14 protein-coding genes, 1 rRNA gene and 2 pseudogenes are annotated in these 18,644 nt (G+C 61.3%); 8 read left to right on the top strand and 9 right to left on the bottom strand.

Annotation, left to right across the window (positions count from 1 at the left end; translation table 11 throughout):
• The first annotated feature begins 106 nt into the window (after positions 1 to 106).
• Entirely contained in the window at positions 107 to 1,960 is a 1,854-nt protein-coding gene (gene ggt / locus IB266_RS30015) for a gamma-glutamyltransferase (RefSeq protein WP_192264386.1), read from the top strand.
• 128 nt (positions 1,961 to 2,088) lie between these two features.
• On the opposite strand, the pseudogene IB266_RS31330 reads toward ggt, so the two are convergent.
• Positions 2,089 to 2,520, bottom strand: a pseudogene (locus tag IB266_RS31330) (methyl-accepting chemotaxis protein); the annotation flags it as partial.
• A gap of 108 nt (positions 2,521 to 2,628) precedes the next feature.
• A pseudogene (locus tag IB266_RS31325) lies at positions 2,629 to 3,315 on the bottom strand (PAS domain-containing protein); the annotation flags it as partial.
• Between the two features lie 306 nt (positions 3,316 to 3,621).
• Here IB266_RS31325 and IB266_RS30005 point away from each other — a divergent pair.
• The 3 genes from IB266_RS30005 (at position 3,622) to IB266_RS29995 (ending at position 7,031) form a co-directional block, all read left to right on the top strand.
• On the top strand, positions 3,622 to 5,040 hold the full coding sequence (locus tag IB266_RS30005; RefSeq protein ID WP_192264329.1) for a short-chain fatty acid transporter: 1,419 nt from the start codon (positions 3,622 to 3,624) through the stop codon (positions 5,038 to 5,040).
• Between the two features lie 113 nt (positions 5,041 to 5,153).
• A complete protein-coding gene (locus IB266_RS30000) occupies positions 5,154 to 6,323 on the top strand; it encodes a hypothetical protein (RefSeq protein ID WP_192264326.1) in 1,170 nt (389 codons plus the stop codon).
• 180 nt (positions 6,324 to 6,503) lie between these two features.
• Positions 6,504 to 7,031, top strand: coding sequence for a lysine methyltransferase (locus tag IB266_RS29995; RefSeq protein ID WP_192264323.1), 528 nt, complete (start codon positions 6,504 to 6,506; stop codon positions 7,029 to 7,031).
• Positions 7,032 to 7,041: 10 nt separating this feature from the next.
• Here IB266_RS29995 and can read toward each other — a convergent pair whose 3' ends face one another.
• A complete protein-coding gene (gene can, locus IB266_RS29990) occupies positions 7,042 to 7,686 on the bottom strand; it encodes a carbonate dehydratase (protein WP_003185433.1) in 645 nt (214 codons plus the stop codon).
• Between the two features lie 132 nt (positions 7,687 to 7,818).
• Here can and IB266_RS29985 point away from each other — a divergent pair, with 132 nt between their 5' ends.
• Positions 7,819 to 8,223 (top strand): serine kinase/phosphatase, encoded by a 405-nt coding sequence (locus tag IB266_RS29985; RefSeq protein WP_192264320.1) that lies wholly within the window; start codon positions 7,819 to 7,821, stop codon positions 8,221 to 8,223.
• A gap of 186 nt (positions 8,224 to 8,409) precedes the next feature.
• Here the strand turns inward: IB266_RS29985 and rimI are convergent, their stop codons facing one another.
• Positions 8,410 to 8,862, bottom strand: coding sequence for a ribosomal protein S18-alanine N-acetyltransferase (gene rimI, locus IB266_RS29980; protein WP_047229376.1), 453 nt, complete (start codon positions 8,860 to 8,862; stop codon positions 8,410 to 8,412).
• Positions 8,855 to 9,634 (bottom strand): energy transducer TonB, encoded by a 780-nt coding sequence (locus IB266_RS29975; RefSeq protein ID WP_192264316.1) that lies wholly within the window; start codon positions 9,632 to 9,634, stop codon positions 8,855 to 8,857. Before IB266_RS29975 ends, rimI begins: the two co-directional genes overlap by 8 nt.
• Before the next feature lie 181 nt (positions 9,635 to 9,815).
• Between IB266_RS29975 and mksB the strand changes: the two genes are divergently transcribed.
• The 3 genes from mksB to mksF are packed head-to-tail and all read left to right on the top strand — an operon-like array spanning position 9,816 to position 14,624.
• The gene (gene mksB, locus IB266_RS29970) at positions 9,816 to 11,096 is read left to right on the top strand and encodes an Mks condensin complex protein MksB (protein WP_060743131.1); all 1,281 of its coding nucleotides are present in this window, start codon (positions 9,816 to 9,818) and stop codon (positions 11,094 to 11,096) included.
• The gene (gene mksE, locus IB266_RS29965; protein WP_003205590.1) at positions 11,086 to 11,787 is read left to right on the top strand and encodes an Mks condensin complex protein MksE; all 702 of its coding nucleotides are present in this window, start codon (positions 11,086 to 11,088) and stop codon (positions 11,785 to 11,787) included. Before mksB ends, mksE begins: the two co-directional genes overlap by 11 nt.
• Positions 11,784 to 14,624, top strand: a complete 2,841-nt coding sequence (gene mksF, locus IB266_RS29960) for an Mks condensin complex protein MksF (RefSeq protein ID WP_192264313.1) — start codon at positions 11,784 to 11,786, stop codon at positions 14,622 to 14,624. The genes mksE and mksF overlap by 4 nt, the downstream gene beginning before the upstream one ends.
• A gap of 188 nt (positions 14,625 to 14,812) precedes the next feature.
• Here the strand turns inward: mksF and IB266_RS29955 are convergent, their stop codons facing one another.
• The 4 genes from IB266_RS29955 to rrf all read right to left on the bottom strand — a co-directional run bounded on the left by IB266_RS29955 (position 14,813) and on the right by rrf (position 18,642).
• Complete coding sequence (locus IB266_RS29955; protein ID WP_192264309.1) at positions 14,813 to 17,116, bottom strand: PqiB family protein; 2,304 nt, start codon at positions 17,114 to 17,116, stop codon at positions 14,813 to 14,815.
• Positions 17,109 to 17,732, bottom strand: a complete 624-nt coding sequence (locus tag IB266_RS29950) for a paraquat-inducible protein A (RefSeq protein ID WP_060740610.1) — start codon at positions 17,730 to 17,732, stop codon at positions 17,109 to 17,111. The genes IB266_RS29955 and IB266_RS29950 overlap by 8 nt, the downstream gene beginning before the upstream one ends.
• Positions 17,719 to 18,378 carry a paraquat-inducible protein A gene (locus IB266_RS29945; protein ID WP_072412160.1) on the bottom strand — a complete coding sequence of 220 codons (660 nt, stop codon included), beginning with the start codon at positions 18,376 to 18,378 and terminating at the stop codon, positions 17,719 to 17,721. The genes IB266_RS29950 and IB266_RS29945 overlap by 14 nt, the downstream gene beginning before the upstream one ends.
• Before the next feature lie 148 nt (positions 18,379 to 18,526).
• Positions 18,527 to 18,642 (bottom strand): 5S ribosomal RNA (gene rrf, locus IB266_RS29940).
• Positions 18,643 to 18,644: the final 2 nt, after the last annotated feature.

The raw sequence follows: 18,644 nt of genomic DNA, 5'->3' as shown, positions 1-18,644 counted from the left end.
CGCTGTCGAGCCCTCAAGACTGGGGATGGCGCGTGAACAATTCGGCTTCTGGTTTGCGCCCTACACCTCCCATCGCTACAGTCGTTCTCTATATTCCACACCACGGATGGAGCGACACGTGCCTACAGACCTCAAACCGAATTTTCATCGCCTGTCAGCCGTTTCGCTGCTGGCTGTCGCTCTAACACTCGCGGCCTGTAAGGCGCCACCCTCCTCCACAGCGACACCGGCATTGCCCGCCCCACCGGAGGTCATTTCCGGCTTCCGCACCGATCTGCAGACCCGCTACGCCGAGAAGCACATGGCCGCTGCGGCCAATCCTTTGGCGGCCGATGCCGGGCGCGAGATGTTGCGGCGCGGCGGCTCGGCCATCGACGCGGCCATCGCGATGCAGGCCGTGCTGACCCTGGTGGAGCCGCAATCCTCGGGCATCGGTGGCGGTGCGTTCATTGTGCTGTGGGATGGCAAGGCCGTGCGCACCTACGACGGGCGCGAAACGGCACCGGCTGGCGCCACCGAAAGACTTTTCCTGCAAGCCGACGGCAAACCCATGCCGTTTACCGCCGCCCAGATCGGCGGTCGCTCCGTGGGGACACCGGGGGTGTTGCGTGGGCTGGAACTGGCCCATCGCAAACATGGCCGCCTCAAATGGGCGACGCTGTTCGAGCCAGCCATCACGCTGGCGGAACAAGGCTTTGCGATTTCACCCCGCCTGCACACGTTGATCGCTACCGACCCGTCCTTGCCGGGCTCGCCAGACATGGCCGCCTACTTTCTCAATGCCGATGGCAGCCCGAAGGCGGTTGGCACGGTGCTGAAGAATCCAGCCTTGGCCGGCGTGCTCAAGCGCATCGCCAACGAAGGCCCCGATGCGCTGTACAAAGGCCCGATCGCCGAGGAGATCGTCGCCAAGGTACAAAACCACGCCAACCCCGGCAGTCTTTCGCTCAATGACCTCCAAGGCTACACCGCACGGGAGCGGCCAGCGTTGTGCACCGACTACAAGCGCTGGCAAGTCTGCGGCATGCCACCACCGTCTTCGGGCGGGGTTGCCGTGGCGCAGATCCTCGGGACGTTGCAGGCCCTGGAACAGCGCGACAGCCACGCGGCCCTCGCGCCTTTGAAACCGGTCAAGACCGACAAGCCCGCCGGCATTGAACCCACCCCCGAAGCGGTGCACCTGATCGCCGAAGCCGAGCGCCTGGCCTATGCTGACCGCGCCCAATACATTGCCGACCCCAATTTTGTCGCCGTGCCGCTCAAAGGCTTGGTCGATGCCGGCTACCTGGCCAGCCGCGCCAGCCTGATCGGCCCTCGTAGCATGGGCGTCGCCAAGCCCGGCACGCCACCGGGCATCCAGGTGGCCTACGCCCCGGACCGTTCACCCCTGCGTATTTCCACCTCGCAAGTGGTGGCCGTGGATGATCAGGGTGGCGCCGTGTCCATGACCACGACCGTGGAATCGGCGTTCGGCTCACACTTGATGGTCCAGGGCTTCATGCTCAACAACCAGATGACCGATTTCTCGTTCATCCCCGAAGAAAATGGGCAAAAAGTCGCCAACCGCGTCGAACCGGGCAAGCGCCCACGCTCGTCCATGGCACCGACGCTGATCTTCGACCGTCGGGGAGAACTGGTGGCCGCTGTCGGCTCCCCCGGCGGCTCTCAAATCATCGAATACGTCGCCAAGTCAATGATTGGCCTGTTGGATTGGGACCTCGACCCGCAAACCGCCATCAACCTTCCCAACTTCGGCAGCCGCAACGGCCCAACCGAACTGGAGAAAGGACAGTTCAGCCCGGCACTGATCCAGGCGCTGAAAGACAAAGGCCATGAGGTGAGCGAGATCGACATGAACAGCGGCACCCAGGCGATTGTCCGGGTGCGTGATGCGCAAGGGAAAACCTCGTTGGCCGGCGGTGCGGATCCGCGGCGGGAAGGCGCCGCGCTGGGAGATTAAGCACTCGCCGATCAGCATTTGTGGGAGCGGGGCCACAAGGGGGTTGTGGCGTACGCGAGGTTTTTGAACGGCTTGGTAAAACTGTGGGAGCGAGCTTGCTCACGATGGCGGCTCGCTCAGCAGTTTTTTCAAGTCGATAGCTGATTGGCAAACTGGCTCACGGCATCGACCACCTTCTTCGCCCCGTCCTGGATCTCGACGATCACCGTCCCCGCCTCGGCGGCCAGGGCCAGGCCATGTTCGGCCTGGTGCTGGCCGTCGGTCATCAGCGCCACGGCGTTACGGGCCATGTCCTGGTTCTGGCGGACCACGCCGACGATTTCCTCGGTCGCCTGGCTGGTACGCGATGCCAGTTGGCGCACCTCATCGGCCACCACCGCAAAGCCCCGTCCTTGCTCGCCGGCCCGGGCCGCTTCGATGGCGGCGTTGAGCGCCAGCAGGTTGGTCTGTTCGGCGATGCCGCTGATGGTCTTGACGATGGTACCGATCACCTGGGATTGCTCGTTCAACGCCTCGATGCCTTCGCCAGCGGTTTGCATGTGCCGGGCCAGGTCGCGCATCACGTCCACGGCCTGGGTCACCACAGTCGTGCCGCGCTGGGCGCTGTTGTCGGTCTGCAACGAGGTGCTGTAGGCAATGTTGGCCGCTTCGGCGACGGCTTTTTCCTGGTTGACCTGGTCCGTGATGTTGGTGGCGAACTTGACCACTTTGTACAGTCGCTCGTTGGCATCGAGCACCGGGTTGTAGGAGGCTTCCAGCCAGACCTCGCGGCCGTTGCTGTCGATGCGCTTGAAGCGCCCGGCCACGAACTCGCCACTGTTCAGGCGCTTCCAGAATTGTTGGTATTCCGCGCTGTTGTACTCCTCGGGCTCACAAAACATGCGGTGATGCTTGCCCTTGATCTGCGCGAGGTTATAGCCCATGGCATTGAGGAAGCGATCGTTGGCCGTCAGTACGTGACCGCCCAGATCGAACTCGATCACCGCCGTTGAACGCACCAACGCACCGATGAGGTTTTCATGTTCGCGGGAAGCCTCGATGGTGCGGGTCAGGTCATTGGCATACATCGAAAAATAGCGGATCCGCCCATCAGCACTTCGTACCGGCTGAAGGATCGAACGCAGCCAGGCCTCCTGGCCATTGCCCCGCAGCAGGCGCACGGCACCGGAGAAGTGCTCGCCACGGGTCAGCGCCGACTTGAAGCGAACCTGGAATTCATTGGATTTCAAATACGCGGGAACCAACTCATCCACAGGCCGGCCGATCAGGTCCTGGCTCTTGTAGCGCATCTCGTCGAGAAAATTCTGATTGACCGATTGAATCCGTCCATCGGCATCCAGGGTGAGACCAAGCATTTCACGGTCCAGGCTTTCCTTGACTTGCACAAGGCTGGACAGTTCTTGGCGAAGAGCCAGTAGCTCCTGCTTCAGGCGGTTGTTGAACATGGGCAGCTCCAGGAACAGCAGAAGAATTAATAGGCTGTTCCCTTGCCATCGGCCCGGCATTTTTTTTCTAAAGAGCGCCGCGAGCCCATTGAAAATATTCCCGGTGACCTCGAACCCGATAAACCTCCCACGGTCACTCGATTGTTCTACTGTTGCCCTGACCTTTGAGCCTTGCCGCCATCAATACCCCATAACCATAAAAACGAGGTAATTGCCGTGACCACTGACATCGAAGACAGCCGTTCCGCCCGCTTCGCCTTGCGCTGCTCCAGTTTCGCCGAGCGCTGGTTCCCCGACTCCTGGGTCTTCGCCGCACTGGCGGTGCTGGTGGTCGCCGTGGCGACGCAATTCATCGGCGCCACGCCCACGGCAGCGGCCATGGCGTTCGGCGACGGCTTCTGGAGCCTGATCCCGTTCACCATGCAAATGGCCTTCGTGGTGATTGGCGGTTACGTGGTTGCCAGCTCGCCGCCCGCCGTCAAGTTGATCGATCGCCTGGCGCGTATTCCGACCAACGGTCGCTCCGCGGTGGCGTGGGTGGCACTGATTTCCATGGTCGCGTCGTTGCTCAACTGGGGCCTGTCGTTAGTGTTTGGCGGTTTGCTGGTGCGCGCCCTCGCCCGCCGCACCGACCTGAAGATGGATTACCGCGCCGCCGGTGCCGCCGCCTACCTGGGCCTGGGCGCGGTGTGGGCGCTGGGGTTGTCTTCGTCGGCGGCGCAACTGCAAGCCAACCCGGCCAGCCTGCCGCCTTCGATCCTGTCGATTACCGGCGTCATTCCGTTCACCCAGACGATTTTCCTCTGGCAGTCGGGCGTGATGCTGCTGGCGCTGATCGTGATCTCGTTGATTGTCGCCTACGCCACCGCTCCCGGCCCCAACAGTGCCCGTGACGCCGCCGCCTGCGGGATCGACCCGAGTTTCAGCATGCCCGCGTTGCAGCCCCGCACACGGCCGGGAGAATGGCTGGAACACAGTCCGCTGCTGACCATCGCCCTGGTACTGCTGGCCGCCGGCTGGCTGTTCCACGAGTTTTCGACCAAGCCTGCGATCAGTGCCATTTCCGGGCTCAACACCTATAACTTCCTGTTCATCATGCTGGGCGCCTTGCTGCACTGGCGGCCGCGCAGCTTCCTCGACGCCGTGGCCCGCGCGGTGCCGACCACCACGGGCGTGTTGATCCAGTTCCCGTTGTACGGCTCGATCGCCGCGCTGCTGACCACGGTCAAGGGCAGCGATACCCAGACCCTGGCCCACCATATCTCGACCTTTTTCGTCCAGATCGCCTCCCATGACACCTACGCCTTGCTGATGGGCGTCTATTCGGCGGTGCTGGGTTTTTTCATTCCTTCCGGCGGCGGCAAGTGGATCATCGAAGCGCCCTACGTCATGCAGGTGGCCAACGACCTGAACTATCACCTGGGCTGGGCCGTGCAGATCTACAACGCCGCCGAAGCGCTGCCCAACCTCATCAACCCGTTCTACATGCTGCCGTTGTTGGGGGTGTTGGGGCTGAAGGCGAGGGACTTGATCGGTTTTTCCTTCGTACAGTTGCTGGTGCATACACCACTGGTGCTGGCGCTGCTGTGGGCGCTGGGGACGACCTTGAGTTATTTGCCGCCAGTGATGCCATAAAGCCATAAAAAAGGGCCGATATTTCCATCGGCCCACTTCTTCTTCGGCTCGGTCTGTTTCAGTATGGATACGCCCTGCTTTTGAGGGTCCCTCACGCTGAAAAGGATCTGAGCATGTTCAAACTCGCAGTGCTTCCTCTTGCCGCCCTTACCCTGAGCGCCACCGTCCACGCCGCCGACGTTACCAAGATCGACGTACAGCTGGGCAGCACCGAACGCGTCACCCGCCTCTTCGCCTACCCCAACAACTGCAACGTCATTTGTTTTCGCGACTGGACCCTGGAGCAGACCGTCCAGCATTACCTGACCCAAAGTGTGCAGCGCGACGGCTACGAAAACGCCAAGGTCCAGGTCAACATTGACAACGATAAGGTCTATGCCAGCATCGACGGCGTGCCCAAGAACTACGGCCAACCGCTGAGGGCACTGCTCGACGCCGGAGACCTGGCATACAACGGTGCCTCGAAACTCAACAGCGACAAGAAATGGTCCTACAACTGGTACCTGTTCCTGCCGCTGGGCATGGCCCTGGAAAACCGCAAGAGTGTCGAGTTGCTGCACTTCCCACCGGATTACTCCCTGACCCAGGCCCAGGATTACCTGGAGTCGGCGACCACTGATCGCTGGGCCACGCTGCTGACCGTCAACGGCATTGCCGTTGAACAGACGCCGGCCTACCAGACCATCATCGACATCGCGCCCATCGCAGCGCCGTCCAATGCTGGCAGCACATTGGAGGGGCTCTACAGCTACTTCAACGATTACCAGACCACCATGGTCACACAGGTCACCCAAACCGCCAGCGGCGCCGCATTGCCGATGGTGGCCTTCGGAGCGCCCGTTCGGAACTGGATCAAGACCCAGTACGGCCAGACCGTTGGCGTGCTCGGCCTGGCGACCATCACGCCGACCGCGGGGGTCAAGGTCCCGGTCCTGGGCTCCAACCACCCGAGCTATATCTGGTATGCCGCTGACAAGGAAAACTACGACGGTGACGAAGCCAAGGCCGATGCCGCCGGCTTGAAAGTCATGGGCCAGGACCTGAGCGCCGCCTGCTGGCAAGCCGGCATGGGCAGCAAGCCGGGCACCGACCCGAGCACCCTGCTGAACCAGTGCACGCAGACCTGGCAGGTCACGCAAAAGGAAAAGACCTGCGAGTTGTTCTACACCTCGGTGCGCAAGCTGAGCGAAGCAGATGCAGCGAAAAAATGCGAAACGCCAGCGATCAAGTCGCAACTTCCGCAACTGAAAGTGCCCATGCCGCTGCCTGCCGAGGCGGTGTAAACCTTGAGGCGCCTTCCCGCGTAAGCTTGCGCTGACACGGGAAAGCGCTTTTGGCTCCTGTCAGACTCGACAGTAGATACGGCCCTCGACTTGGGCGAAGCTATCAAAAGCTTTTTCAACGACCGCCGGCAGGATCGCCGGCGCCAGCAAGTCGAGTGTCTATCACCGACAAGGACTGTCATGAGCCTGTTCATCCGCGATGACACCTGTTCCCAACGCCGGGACTGCATCTATCCGGAGAAACAACTCAGCACCCGCCTGGGCTACCCCTCTGTGCACGATTTTGAAGTGCACCAGACGACCGACGGGCGCGGCCACGGCATCATCGCCCGCAAGTCCTTCGCGCCCATGACGAGGATGTGCAGGGTGTCGGGGTTGCTGGTGAGCCGACGGCGCCTGCACACGTTGCAGATCCTGCCGGACGTGCACATGTATGACCCACGCTTCGCCGGATTGCTGCTGCACTCCTGCAACCCGAATGTGTTTCTCGACATGAGCGAACTGTGGCTGTGGTCACTGGCCCGTATCGATGAAGGCGATTGCCTGACGATGGACTACGCCAGTACCGAACAGAAACTGTACCGCCAGTTCGCCTGCCGGTGCGGTTCGTACAATTGTCATGGCTGGATTACCGGCTATGACGAACCGCCCAATGAGCAGGGAATGACATTTCTACGGCACTGGCGTCGTCAGTGTCACCGCGACTGACGAGCCGGCGTCAGGGCGCGCCGACCGGACGCAGCCGATACTGCGGCGGCAATTGCTCGAACCCGCTGATCGTGGTGTCCAGGCTCTTCCAGCGTCCGTCCTTGATGCCGTAGATGCAGCCATGAATCGACAGTTTCTGCCCACGGTGCCAGGCGTTCTGCACGATGCTGGTATGGCCGACGTTGGCCACCTGCTGGATCACGTTGAGTTCGCACAGGCGGTCGACCCGCTCTTCTTCGGTCGGCAACTGGCCCAACGCCTCGCGATGCTCGTAGTACAGGTCGCGAATCGAGCGCAGCCAGCCGTCGATCAGGCCCAGTTGGCGGTCCTGCATCGAGGCACGCACACCGCCACAGCCGTAATGGCCGGTGACCAGGATGTGTTTGACCTTGAGCACGTCCACTGCGTACTGGATCACCGACAGGCAGTTGAGGTCGGTGTGCAGCACCACGTTGGCCACGTTGCGGTGCACGAACAGATCGCCCGGCAGCATGCCGACGATCTCGTTGGCCGGCACCCGCGCATCGGAACAGCCGATCCACAGATACTCCGGGGTTTGCTGACGAGCCAGCTTGGCGAAAAAGTCAGGATCCTCCTGCTTGATCGCATCGGCCCAGCGCGCGTTGTTATCAATCAGATCTTGTAATTCGTTCATGCTGTCTAGCCTCGATAGAGAGTGCGCAACTGTGACAGACGAGCGCCGGTCGAGGTCACGTCGGCGATGCATTGGAATTCCTGGCTGCGCTGTCGGTCGACACCAGTAAGGCCCACAGTATGAGGAATTGCCATGAATGATTCACGACGCCCTTTCGATGCGACGCAACCGGAACCCATCGACGACAATGAAGATCGCATGGGCTCGATGCATGAGTTGGAGTTCGACGACGAGCAGCCCAGCGCGAAAATCGGCGACGAATTGCCGCAAGACGAACGCGAGCAGTTGATGCCTCGTGAACGCGTGCGTGAAGCGGGCATGACAGGCGCCTCGACGGATGATCACGAACCGACCGACGACGACATGAGCCCGGAAACCCTCATCCACGAAGACGGCGCCCGGGATGCCTTTGAGGCCGGCGACGACGAACGGGCTGACTGGGACCTGAGCATCGTGCACGAAAATGACATCGGTGGAGGCGACGGGCTGGACGAAGCGGAGATGGCCGATATCGACCCGTTGGATGGCAAGCGTTGACCCGGCAATCGCCATCGCGAGCAAGCTCGCTCCCACATGGTTTTGTGTTGATCACAAACTTGATGCACACCGCCAAGCCCCTGTGGGAGCGAGCTCGCTCGCGATAGCGGTGGATCAGTTTGCATCGATGTCGAATATACCGCCGTCTTCGCGAGCAAGCTCACTCCCACATGGGGTCACGGCGCGTCAGTCCACCAAGGTGCAAGCCATGACCACCGCATCCTCACGGCCCCCCACCGCCGGGTAGTAATCCCGGCGCCGACCCACTTCGTTGAAGCCATAGCGCTCATACAAGCGGAACGCCGTGCGGTTGCTGTCGCGCACCTCCAGGAAACATTCCCGGGCCTCGGCCTTGTAGGCGATGGACATGAGGTGTTCCAACAGGCGCAACCCCAGGCCACGGCCCTGGTTTTCCGGTTTGACGGTAATGTTGAGCAGGTGCGCCTCATCCAGGATGATCTGCACCACGCCATGGCCCACTTGCTGCTGGCCTTCGAACATCAGCCAGATCTGGTATTTGCCCAGCCCGTCGAGAAATATCCCGCGGGTCCAGGGGTGGCTGTAGGCCGCGTATTCGATTTTCAGTACAGCGTCGAGGTCCGCCTCGGTCATCGGGCGGAACGATACAGCGTCACTCATTCGATTCTTTCCAGCGCGCCATCAGCCGGCGCATGGCTTGCCAGACATCAGCCTTGCGCTGTGGCGTTTCCATTAACAGTTCCAACCCGGGCAATGCCCAGGCCGAGCCCAGGCCTTCGACCTGCAGTTCGCGATTGAACGCTTCGGCATCCGCTTCGCCGGCAAACTTCACCGCCGGCAGGCCGATCAGCCACAGGCACACGCAGGGCTCGTCTTCGAGCCGCGCCGAAACGAAGCCCTGGACAAAATCCCGCGCCGCTTCCGGCCCCTGGTCCATAGTGCCGCGTGACAACAACGGCCAACGCACCGGCTCGCCGATGATTTGCGGGCTGTCCGGCAGACCGGCGGCGCGCAGCATGTCCTTGAGCAACAAGTAGGCCGGATCGCGGCTTTGGAACGGCTCGCCCGTGGGCAACTCCACCAACAGCAGGCAACGCCCGGCCCGCAGCAGTTGCAGGGCGAAACGCGGCGGGGCGACGTAGGGAGCCTTGGGCGGCGCTTCGACCACCTCTTCCACCGGCTTGGCATTGGTGCGGGTCGAGGCCAGGCTCGGGCGCGGCACTTCGATCTTTGGTCGCTCGGGGGCTGGCGCTGGCGGCTCGGCGACTGTCTTGGCCACAGGCGCCGTCACGGCCGGCGCGATGTACTCGGGCTCGGGCGCTTCCAACAGCTCGGGCCGCGACGGGGCGGCGAACGGCAATTCGGTACGCGGCAGCCAGTTGACCACCTGCATGGCGGTCAGATAGGCGCGGCGACGGGACTCGATAAGCAAGGGTCGGCCACTTGTGGATAACTGAAAGTGGAAGCGATTCTACCGCCCTTCGGCGCGGATCGCTTCCCTGTTGGAGCAATTGTTGATCGATCGAGAACGACAGTCCGTCCAAGGGGTGAATCGCAACCGGCTCGATGCAGTACAATCGCCGCTTTTAATTGCCAACCCGACGGCCATTGCGATGATCGAACCCAAGCGCGTCTTGCGCGCCCTCGCTGAACACTGGGCATTGCTGGAACCTTTGTGCGAGCACTTCGACCAGGGCACCCTGAGCCTCAACGAATTGCGTTCACAGCTGGCCGCCCAACAACTGGACAGCACGCCCCAGGACATCACCAACCTGCTGGACGTGTGGATCCGCCTGGACATCCTCGTACCGGTGGCGAAAAGCCCGAACCGCTTCGAGCTCAACGCCCAGATCCACGACTTCCTCGCCTACCTGCGCCGCGAACACCGCCTGGGCCTGTGCCTGGAGATCGAAGCCTACCTGCGTCACCTCGAACGCCTGGCCGGTTACATCCAGGACGCCTTCGACATTCGCGACGGCAACGACCTGGCCCGCCAGTTGCGCCTGCTGGACATGCGCGTGCGCGACGTCCTCAAGAAACTCGCCAACGACGAACAGGCCCTGGTGGCCGTGGCCGAACGGGCCAAGACCAGCGACCGACAGATCCCCCTGCGTCAACGCTACGCCGAAGTGTTGGCGACCTGGGACGAATACGTCGAGCCGATGATCCAATTGGTGAACGCCGACGGCGCCTTCGAGCAAGGCGTACGCAAGGTCGAGAACGTGCTGTTGCGCATGCTCACCGAACAGCAGCGCCTCGGGCACCTGGTGGACGACGACATGCTGCTGCGCACCCACGCGCGCATCCTCGAGATGCAGACCAGCGCCCAGCTGACCTTGCGCCATGCCCGTGAATTACTCCTGCCGCTGCGCGAAGAAGCCCGCCGCCACAACGCCGTGACCCGTGGCGCCGCGCTGGCCCTGGCCGCCATTCGCCGCAAAGGCATCGATGCCGTGCCGCAAGCCGCCATGCCGCTGTTCACCCGGCCGCAAAGCACCTTTCTGGGCAGTGCCAGCCAAGTTGAAGCCTACGTCTATGCCCTGGCCCGCTTCGAACCGAAACCGGCGCGCTTCCCCAAGTCTCACAAGACCCACAAGGGTGGCGAGGCACCGCGCGCGCCACGCACCGTGCGCGAGATGGTCGAGCGTTGCGAAGACGCCCTGCCGATGCCGGACCTGATGACCTGGCTGCTGGAACAGGAACCGGACGGCGCCACCGACGAATTGCTGTACTGGTTCTCGCGCCTGTCGCGGGAAAAACGCTTCAAGCGCGAGCGCCTGGAGCGCCGCGACTACCACACTCACGAGCATCAGGTCAGCCTGCGCTCCTTCGCCCTGCTCTCGGCCGGCGACACCGCCGCCGAGGATTCTGCGAGCATCCCCCATGCATCTTGATCTATCCGAACTGTCCCAGCTGGCGCCGATCTTCCGCGAGCTGTTCAAGGGTTACCACGTCAGCCGCCGCGACCCGGAGCTGTACGCCCAACTGTCGAACTTCCAGGACCAGTACCGCACGCTGTTCAAGGCCCTGGGCTTCGAGCTGGTGTGCGACACCCGTGGCTTCTACTACTTCGTGCCAGACCTGGCCGCCGCGGCGGTGAACAAGACCGCCCAGCGCCTGGCCCTGTTCACCTTCATCCTGGTCGAGCACCTGGCCGACCAGGGCCGCGACCCGATTGCCGTGCTCGACGGCGGCAGCCTGGGCCGCGATGAGCTGCCTTCGCTGCTGGAAAAATACCGCGACCTGTTCATCCAGGCCGAAGTACAGACCCAGGAAGAGCTGGAAGAAAAAATCATGCGCCGCATGACCCAGTTGGGTTTTGCCAGCGAAGAAAACGGCGTGTACCGCTTCCTGCCGCCGATGCACCGCTTCCTCGACGTCTGCCTGTCGGTCCAGCAGGACCGCGACCTGGCCGCCAGCCTGCACAGCGTGCTGCCGTTGCCGGTACCGGTATTGATCGACGAAGACAGCGACGAAAAACTGCTGCAGACCGATGATCCGCTGGACCTCAGCGAATTCGAAGGTGAAAGCGAAGAAGACGCCCTGGCCCGCGCCATTGCCGAAGAACAGGAGACCGACGCATGAGCAAGGAACGCTACGGCATCCGCCGCTTTGCCCTTTTGAACACCGCCGGCTACAGCCTTGGCTTGTTCCCGCTGGAAGAACCGCTGTCGGTGTACGGCGCGAACAACCTGGGTAAATCCGCCTCGATCAACGCCTTGCAGTTCCCGATCCTGGCACGCATGTCGGACATGAGCTTCGGCAAGTACAGCCTGGAGCAGTCCCGGCGTTTCTACTTCGCCTCGGACACCAGCTACATCCTGGTGGAAGTCGCCCTGCCCCACGGCCCGCACGTCATTGGCGTGGTCGGTCGCGGTCCCGGCGGCGGTTTCGGGCACCAGTTCTTTGCCTATGCCGGTAAACTGGACCTGGCCCACTATCAGAAAAATGACACCTGCCTGCGGCAGAAAGAGCTGTTCACCAACCTGGAGCGCGAAGGCCTGAAAGCCTACGAACTCAAGCCAGATGAACTGCGACGCCTGCTGGTGGGTGGTCACACCTCGATCCCGCTGGACCTGACGCTGATCCCGCTGCGTTCCACCAGCGAACAAAGCCTCAAGACCTTCCGTGCACTGTTCATCAACCTGCTGCACATGCGTGAAATCACCGCGGCCAAGCTCAAGCAATTGTTCCTCGATGCGTTCGAGCACAGCCTGCGTTCCGGCAGCGTGGACTACATCGCCGCGTGCGAAGAAGCCTTCCGTGACGTACGCCGCATGGAACAGGACTACAACTCCCTCGTGGCCGCCGGCCCGCTGGTGGAAGCCCTGGCCAATGGCGTGAAGCAGCGCGATGTCCTGCGCGGCAGATTGCATCGCCTCTCGCCATTGCTCGATTCGTTGCTCGGCACCTGGTCGGACTACGCCAGTGCGCGCAAGGAAGAGCTGACCATCCAGGCCGAACACTACCGCAACGAGCAGGACTCACTGCAGAACGACCAGCGCGGTGGCACCCAGGAGCTGATGCGCCTGGAACGGGAAATCAGCGGCATCCAGCGCTGGCTCGGCGAGCTGTCGGTGCTCAAGCATCATTTTGCCCTGGTGGATGACGTCAAGGTCCTGGAACAGCAACTGCTCGCCGCCAAGGACGCCCACGACGAACTGGCCGGTGCCCTGGCCCAGTCCCGGCAATTCAGCGCCGAAGACCTGGAAGAGCGCCTGCGGGACCTGGAAAAACGCCTGAAGTCGGTCAAGCAGCAACTCGATCACGCCGACAACAACAGCTACGCCCGCCTGCGAGAGGAGTTCTCGCAGCAAGATGTCGAACGCCTGATGCGTTTGTTCAACAGCGCCCTGTTCAGCCTGCCCCTGGGCGAACACGGCATCGCGCTGGACGAGAACGGTGAGTGGGTCAAATCCATGGAGCTGATCCTCGACGGCTTCAAGGGTGAGCGTTTCGAAGTGCCGGGGCTGTCCATCGACCTGTCCCACATCGAGCCACCCGCCCTGCAAGCCCTGGCCGACCGTGCCGCGCTGCGGGACCAGAAAGAGCGTCTGGAAAAAGAACTCAAGCAGCTCAAGACCCAGCAAGCCGTGGCCGCCGACCGTGCCGCGAGCAAGACCCAGACCGAGGCGCTGTACCAGCAGGTACTGGATGCGCAAAAAGCCTTGGAAGACTTCCGTCGCAGCCAGACCCTGAGCGCCGAGGAAGGCGAGAAGCTCGAGCAACTGGCGCAGATGGAAGCCGCCCAGGACGAACTCAAGCGCTCCAGCGATGCCTTCACCGAACGCGTCCAGCAATTGTCCGCCAAGTTGCAGCTGGTGGGCCGACAGATCGCCGACATGGAAGCCAAGCAACGCACCCTCGACGACGCCCTGCGCCGTCGTCAATTGCTCCCGGCGGACCTGCCATTCGGCACGCCGTTCATGGACCCGGTCGACGACTCCATGGACAACCTGCTGCCGCTGCTCAACGACTACCAGGACAGCTGGCAAGGGCTGCTGCGCGTCGATGGCCAGATCGAAGCGTTGTATGCCCAGGTGCGCCTCAAGGGCGTAGCCAAGTTCGACAGCGAAGATGACATGGAGCGGCGCCTGCAACTGCTGATCAACGCCTATGCCCACCGCACCGACGAGGCCTTGACCCTGGGCAAGGCGCGCCGTGCAGCCGTGACCGACATCGCCCGGACCCTGCGCAACATCCGCAGCGACTACGACAGCCTCGAGCATCAACTGGCGCTGTTCAACCGCGAGATCAACAAGCGCCAGGTGTCCAACCTGCAGAGCTTCCGCATCGTCCTGGCGCCGAACAAGGAAGCGCTCAAGCACATCGACCAGATCATCCACAGCGCTGGCCAGTACGAGGAAGGCGAGACGCTGTCGGTGTTCGACCTCAGCCAGAGCGCCGAGCAGGACAACAAGAACGAAGAAGCCAAGGAGTACCTGGCGCGGCTGGTGGCGGCGAATCACAACCAGCTCGGCCTCAAGGACCTGTTCGAACTGGCGTTCGAGATCACCAAGGTCAACGGTCAACCCGTGATCCACACCGACATCGACGGCGCGGCGTCCAACGGCACCACCATGACCATCAAGGCGCTGACCAACATGTACTTGTTGCTGCACCTGATGGACCGCGAACAGGCCGGTCGCGTGCGCCTGCCTTACTACCTGGACGAAGCGGCGGACATCGACGAGAAAAACCAGGCGGCATTGCTGGAAACCAGCCTGCAACTGGGCTTCGTGCCGATCCTCGCCAGTGTGAAACCGCAAGTCTGCGCCAGTGTCGCCATCGACCTGGAAGGCGGCAGCGGCCCGAACGGCATCTACATCGACGAAGCGGACTGGAAATACATCCGTCGTCACGATGCGGTGAAGGCCACGGTGAATGTGCAGGCCGATGAGCCGGAGCTGGATCCGGTGTGAAGTGAATAGCCGGGCATGAAAAAGGCCGCGGTCCAAATGGACCGCGGCCTTTTTTTATTGCGCCAGTTTTGAGTCTTCAGTGCAACGTTTGTCCTCATCGCGAGCAAGCTCGCTCCCACATTGGACTGCTTCTGGATGAACGATCCTGCATTCCTGTGGGAGCGAGCTTGCTCGCGATAGCGCCACAACTACTTGCCAAGACTGATCTTCGGCGCCCAGGTCAGCCATTCGTCTTCAAACTTATCGAACAACGGGAAGGTCTGCTCCGCTCGGGCCGGATTGCCCATTCGTTCACCGTCCGGCGTTGCGAACGCAATACCGCCCTGGATCAGCGTTTCAAGCGACTCGGTTCGCACCGTCGCACCCTTGAACAGACCGAAGTCCAAACCGAAGCCACTGCTGTTCCAGAAGCGCGTGCCGCTGCGCACCAGTGGCGCATACTTGGGCTCGATCAGGATATGGATCAACACCCGGTCCGCCGTCTGGCCCAGTTCATAACCGGTGACCTTGCCCACCGTGATCTCGCGATAGGTGACCGGCACGCCGATCTTCAACGAACCACGGCGGGCCGCACTCAGCACCAGGCTCAGACCCGCTTCGGGTACAGCGCTTTCCGGTGGGTTGGCCAAGGCCACGAAGCTTTTTTGTGGCCCGAGGTTTTTCGCCGAAGGCTGCACTTCAATGTATTGGCCTGTGACCAGCGTCTCCAGGTTGGAGGTCTTCATCAACCCCAACTCAGGCTTGACCACCCAGAACTGAGACCCGACCCGGGCGATACGCTCCGGCACTTCGGTGATACGCGCGGTGAGCAGCACTGATTGCATGTCAGCGCTGAGATCGACGTCTTCGATCTTGCCCACATCCAGCCCTTTGAAACGGATCGGCGTACCGCTGCGCAAGCCATCGGCGCGGTCGACCTTGATCGTCACGACCGTGCCCCTCTGCTGTGCGGCTTCGCGATCTGCATGCAAACGAAAGCGTGGGATGCGCCTTTTCAACGGCACGTTCGGTTCCGGCGTTTCGAAGGCGATCCCGCCGGCCATCAGGCTTTGCAGGGACTCGCTCTTGACCTGTATCCCGCCGGTCAAGCCGCCCGTGAGGGTAACGCCGCTGGCATTCCAGAATCGCGTCGAACCGTTGACCAGCCCTTCATATTCCTTCTCGATGTGCACACCAATGATCAATTGCTTTTTCTTGCGGGAAAACTGATAGCTCTGCACCGAGCCGACCTTGACCTGCTTATAGAGAATCGGACTGCCGACCTCCAGCGATCCGAGGTTTTCGGTCAGCAAGACCAGGTGCAGCCCCGGCGAGCGCAAGTCCAGTGGCGGGGCCTTCGCCCTGGCTTCGAATTCCCGTTGCGGCGCACCGCCCTTATCGCCTGGACGTATGGCAATGTAGTTACCCTTGACCAGCGCTTCCAGGCCGGTGATACCTGCCAGGGAGATCGATGGCTTGACGACCCAGAACTGTGTGCCGGTGACTAGGTAATCTTCGGCCAAGGGGTCCAGGGTCAGTTCAGCCGTCGCGCTGGCCAGGTCCGGATCGACCTTGAGGTTCTTCAGACTGCCGACCTGGATGCCTTTGTACATCACCGGCGTACGCCCGGCCTGCAATCCCTCGAAGTCGCTGAGTTTGACTTTCACCCGGATTCCCGCAGCGGCCGCATCAAAGTCTTCGTAGAGACGAAACGGCAGGCTCGGATCCGTTGGAGGACTGTCCTTGCGGCTTTCCGGTGTGGCGAATGCAATACCGCCAGCCACGATGCTGGCCAGGGACTCGCTGCGCACTTTCACACCCGACAGGTTGGCATCGATGCTGATGCCGCTGGCGTTCCAGAAACGCGTGTGTTTACGAACCAGGCTGGCATAGGTCGGCTCGATGAAGACTTTGACCTCGACTTTGCTCTGATCCTCGGACAGCAGGTAACTTTTCACCTGGCCGACCTGGATCTGTTTGTAGAACACCGGGCTGCCGCGGTTCAGCGAACCCAGCCGGTCAGCCTTGAGGGTCAGGTGCAAACCCGGTTTGGCGTCCGACAGCGGCGGCTCTTCGGCCAGGGCCTTGAATTTACGGGTCGACTCCCCCTCACCCGGGTTGATCGCCACATAGTTACCCGACACCAGGGTTTCCAAACCGGTGATCCCAGCCAGGCTCACGCTCGGCTTGACCAGCCAGAAACGTGTGCCGGTCTTGAGATACTGATCGACGTCCTTGTTCATCTCGACCGTCGCGACCACGCCCTTGGAACTGCCTTCGTCATCGAGTGTGAGCGCCGTCACCTTACCGACTGTCATCCCTTTGTAGACGACTTCGGTTTTGTTGACCTGGATGCCTTCGCCACTCTCAAAGCGCACAGTGATCTCGATTCCGGTCTCGTTATAAGCCCGCCAGCCGAGCCAGCCGCCGATGATCAATGCAATCAGCGGCAAGACCCAGATGGCTGACCAATTCGAGGCCGGTCGGGTTTTAGCGGTAGGCAAATCAGTCATGGTCGTTATCCGACTCCGTGTTATCCCAAATCAGTCGGGGATCAAAGGTTACTGCGGCAATCATTGTCAAAATCACTACGCTGGCGAAAGCAATCGCGCCGAGACCGGCTTCGACACTGGCGAGCCGCCCAAAATTCACCACCGCCACCAGAATGGCGATCACGAAAATATCCAGCATCGACCAACGACCAATGAACTCGATGAAACGGTACATAAGAATGCGCTGCCGCGCCGACATGGGCTGGTGCCGCTGCACGGAAAACAATAACAAAGCGATGCCCACCAGCTTGAAGGTCGGCACAAGGATACTGGCGATGAACACCACGGAGGCGATAGGAATCATGCCGTGGTGAACCAACTCGATGACGCCGGCCATGATGGTGCTCGGGGCGCCCTGGCCCAGTGAGTTGATGGTCATGATCGGCAGCATATTGGCCGGGATATAAAGAATCGCGGCCGTGATCAACAATGCCCAGGTTCGCATCAAGCTGTTCGGGCGCCGGGGATGGATCAGCGCGCCGCAGCGAGTACAGGTTTGTTTGTCGGCCTCAGCGTCCTGCCGATTCAATTCATGGCATTCCGTACAAACCAGAATGCCGGCATCAATCGCCCGCATGGGCATCTTCTCCTGATAACGCCTGCCAGATCTGATGCGGTGACATCACCACCTCCAGCCAGACCTGGACCAGCAACAAACTGATGAAACACACCAAGCCAAGGCCTACGGTGATGGCTGCCATGTCTGCCAACTTGACGATGGCCACCAGCACGCCCATGAGGTAAACCTCGAGCATTCCCCAGTCCCGTAGATGGTGATAAATGCGGTACAGCAACAAACCGTAGCTACGGCCAACGTCCAGGCGAATGGTCAGCAGCACAGCCAACTGACAAAGCAACTTGAGTAACGGAATGCCCATGCTGCACAGGAACACGACTACCGAGACGCCTTGCATGCCGGTATCGAACAGACCCACTACTCCACTCCAGACGGTGTCCTGGGAGGACTGCCCAAGCAGATTGAGTTGCATGATGGGTAAAAAGTTGGCCGGCACATATAACAGCAGGGCGGCGATCACCAACGCAAGACTGCGTTCGACTACATTGTGCCGGTGAGCATAAAGCTCATAACCGCAGCGGGGGCACTCGGCTTTTTCGCCATGGGCCAGTTGGGGCTTGCGCATCAACAAGTCGCACTCATGACACGCAACCAAATCGCCCAGGGGGAGATCTGGCAACCTATCAGTGTCTGACGGATCGGGCATAAACAGCTCTGGCTCAGCTAAGGTGGGGCTATTCTAGTGCTCCAGCTCGAAAATAACTGTGCAAATTTATTACGAGCGTTCGCAGACTTTTATGACGGACAAAACAAAACCCCTACCTGCATCAGCAGATAGGGGTTTTGGAATTTAATCTTGACGATGACCTACTCTCACATGGGGAAACCCCACACTACCATCGGCGATGCATCGTTTCACTTCTGAGTTCGGGATGGGATCAGGTGGTTCCAATGCTCTATGGTCGTCAAGAA

Source organism: Pseudomonas sp. Pdm06 (assembly GCF_014851795.1).
In the GTDB taxonomy this organism is placed as follows: domain Bacteria; phylum Pseudomonadota; class Gammaproteobacteria; order Pseudomonadales; family Pseudomonadaceae; genus Aquipseudomonas; species Aquipseudomonas fluorescens_AA.
Note: the sequence above shows the minus strand (reverse complement) of the source record. Positions and strands in the feature narration are given on the sequence as shown.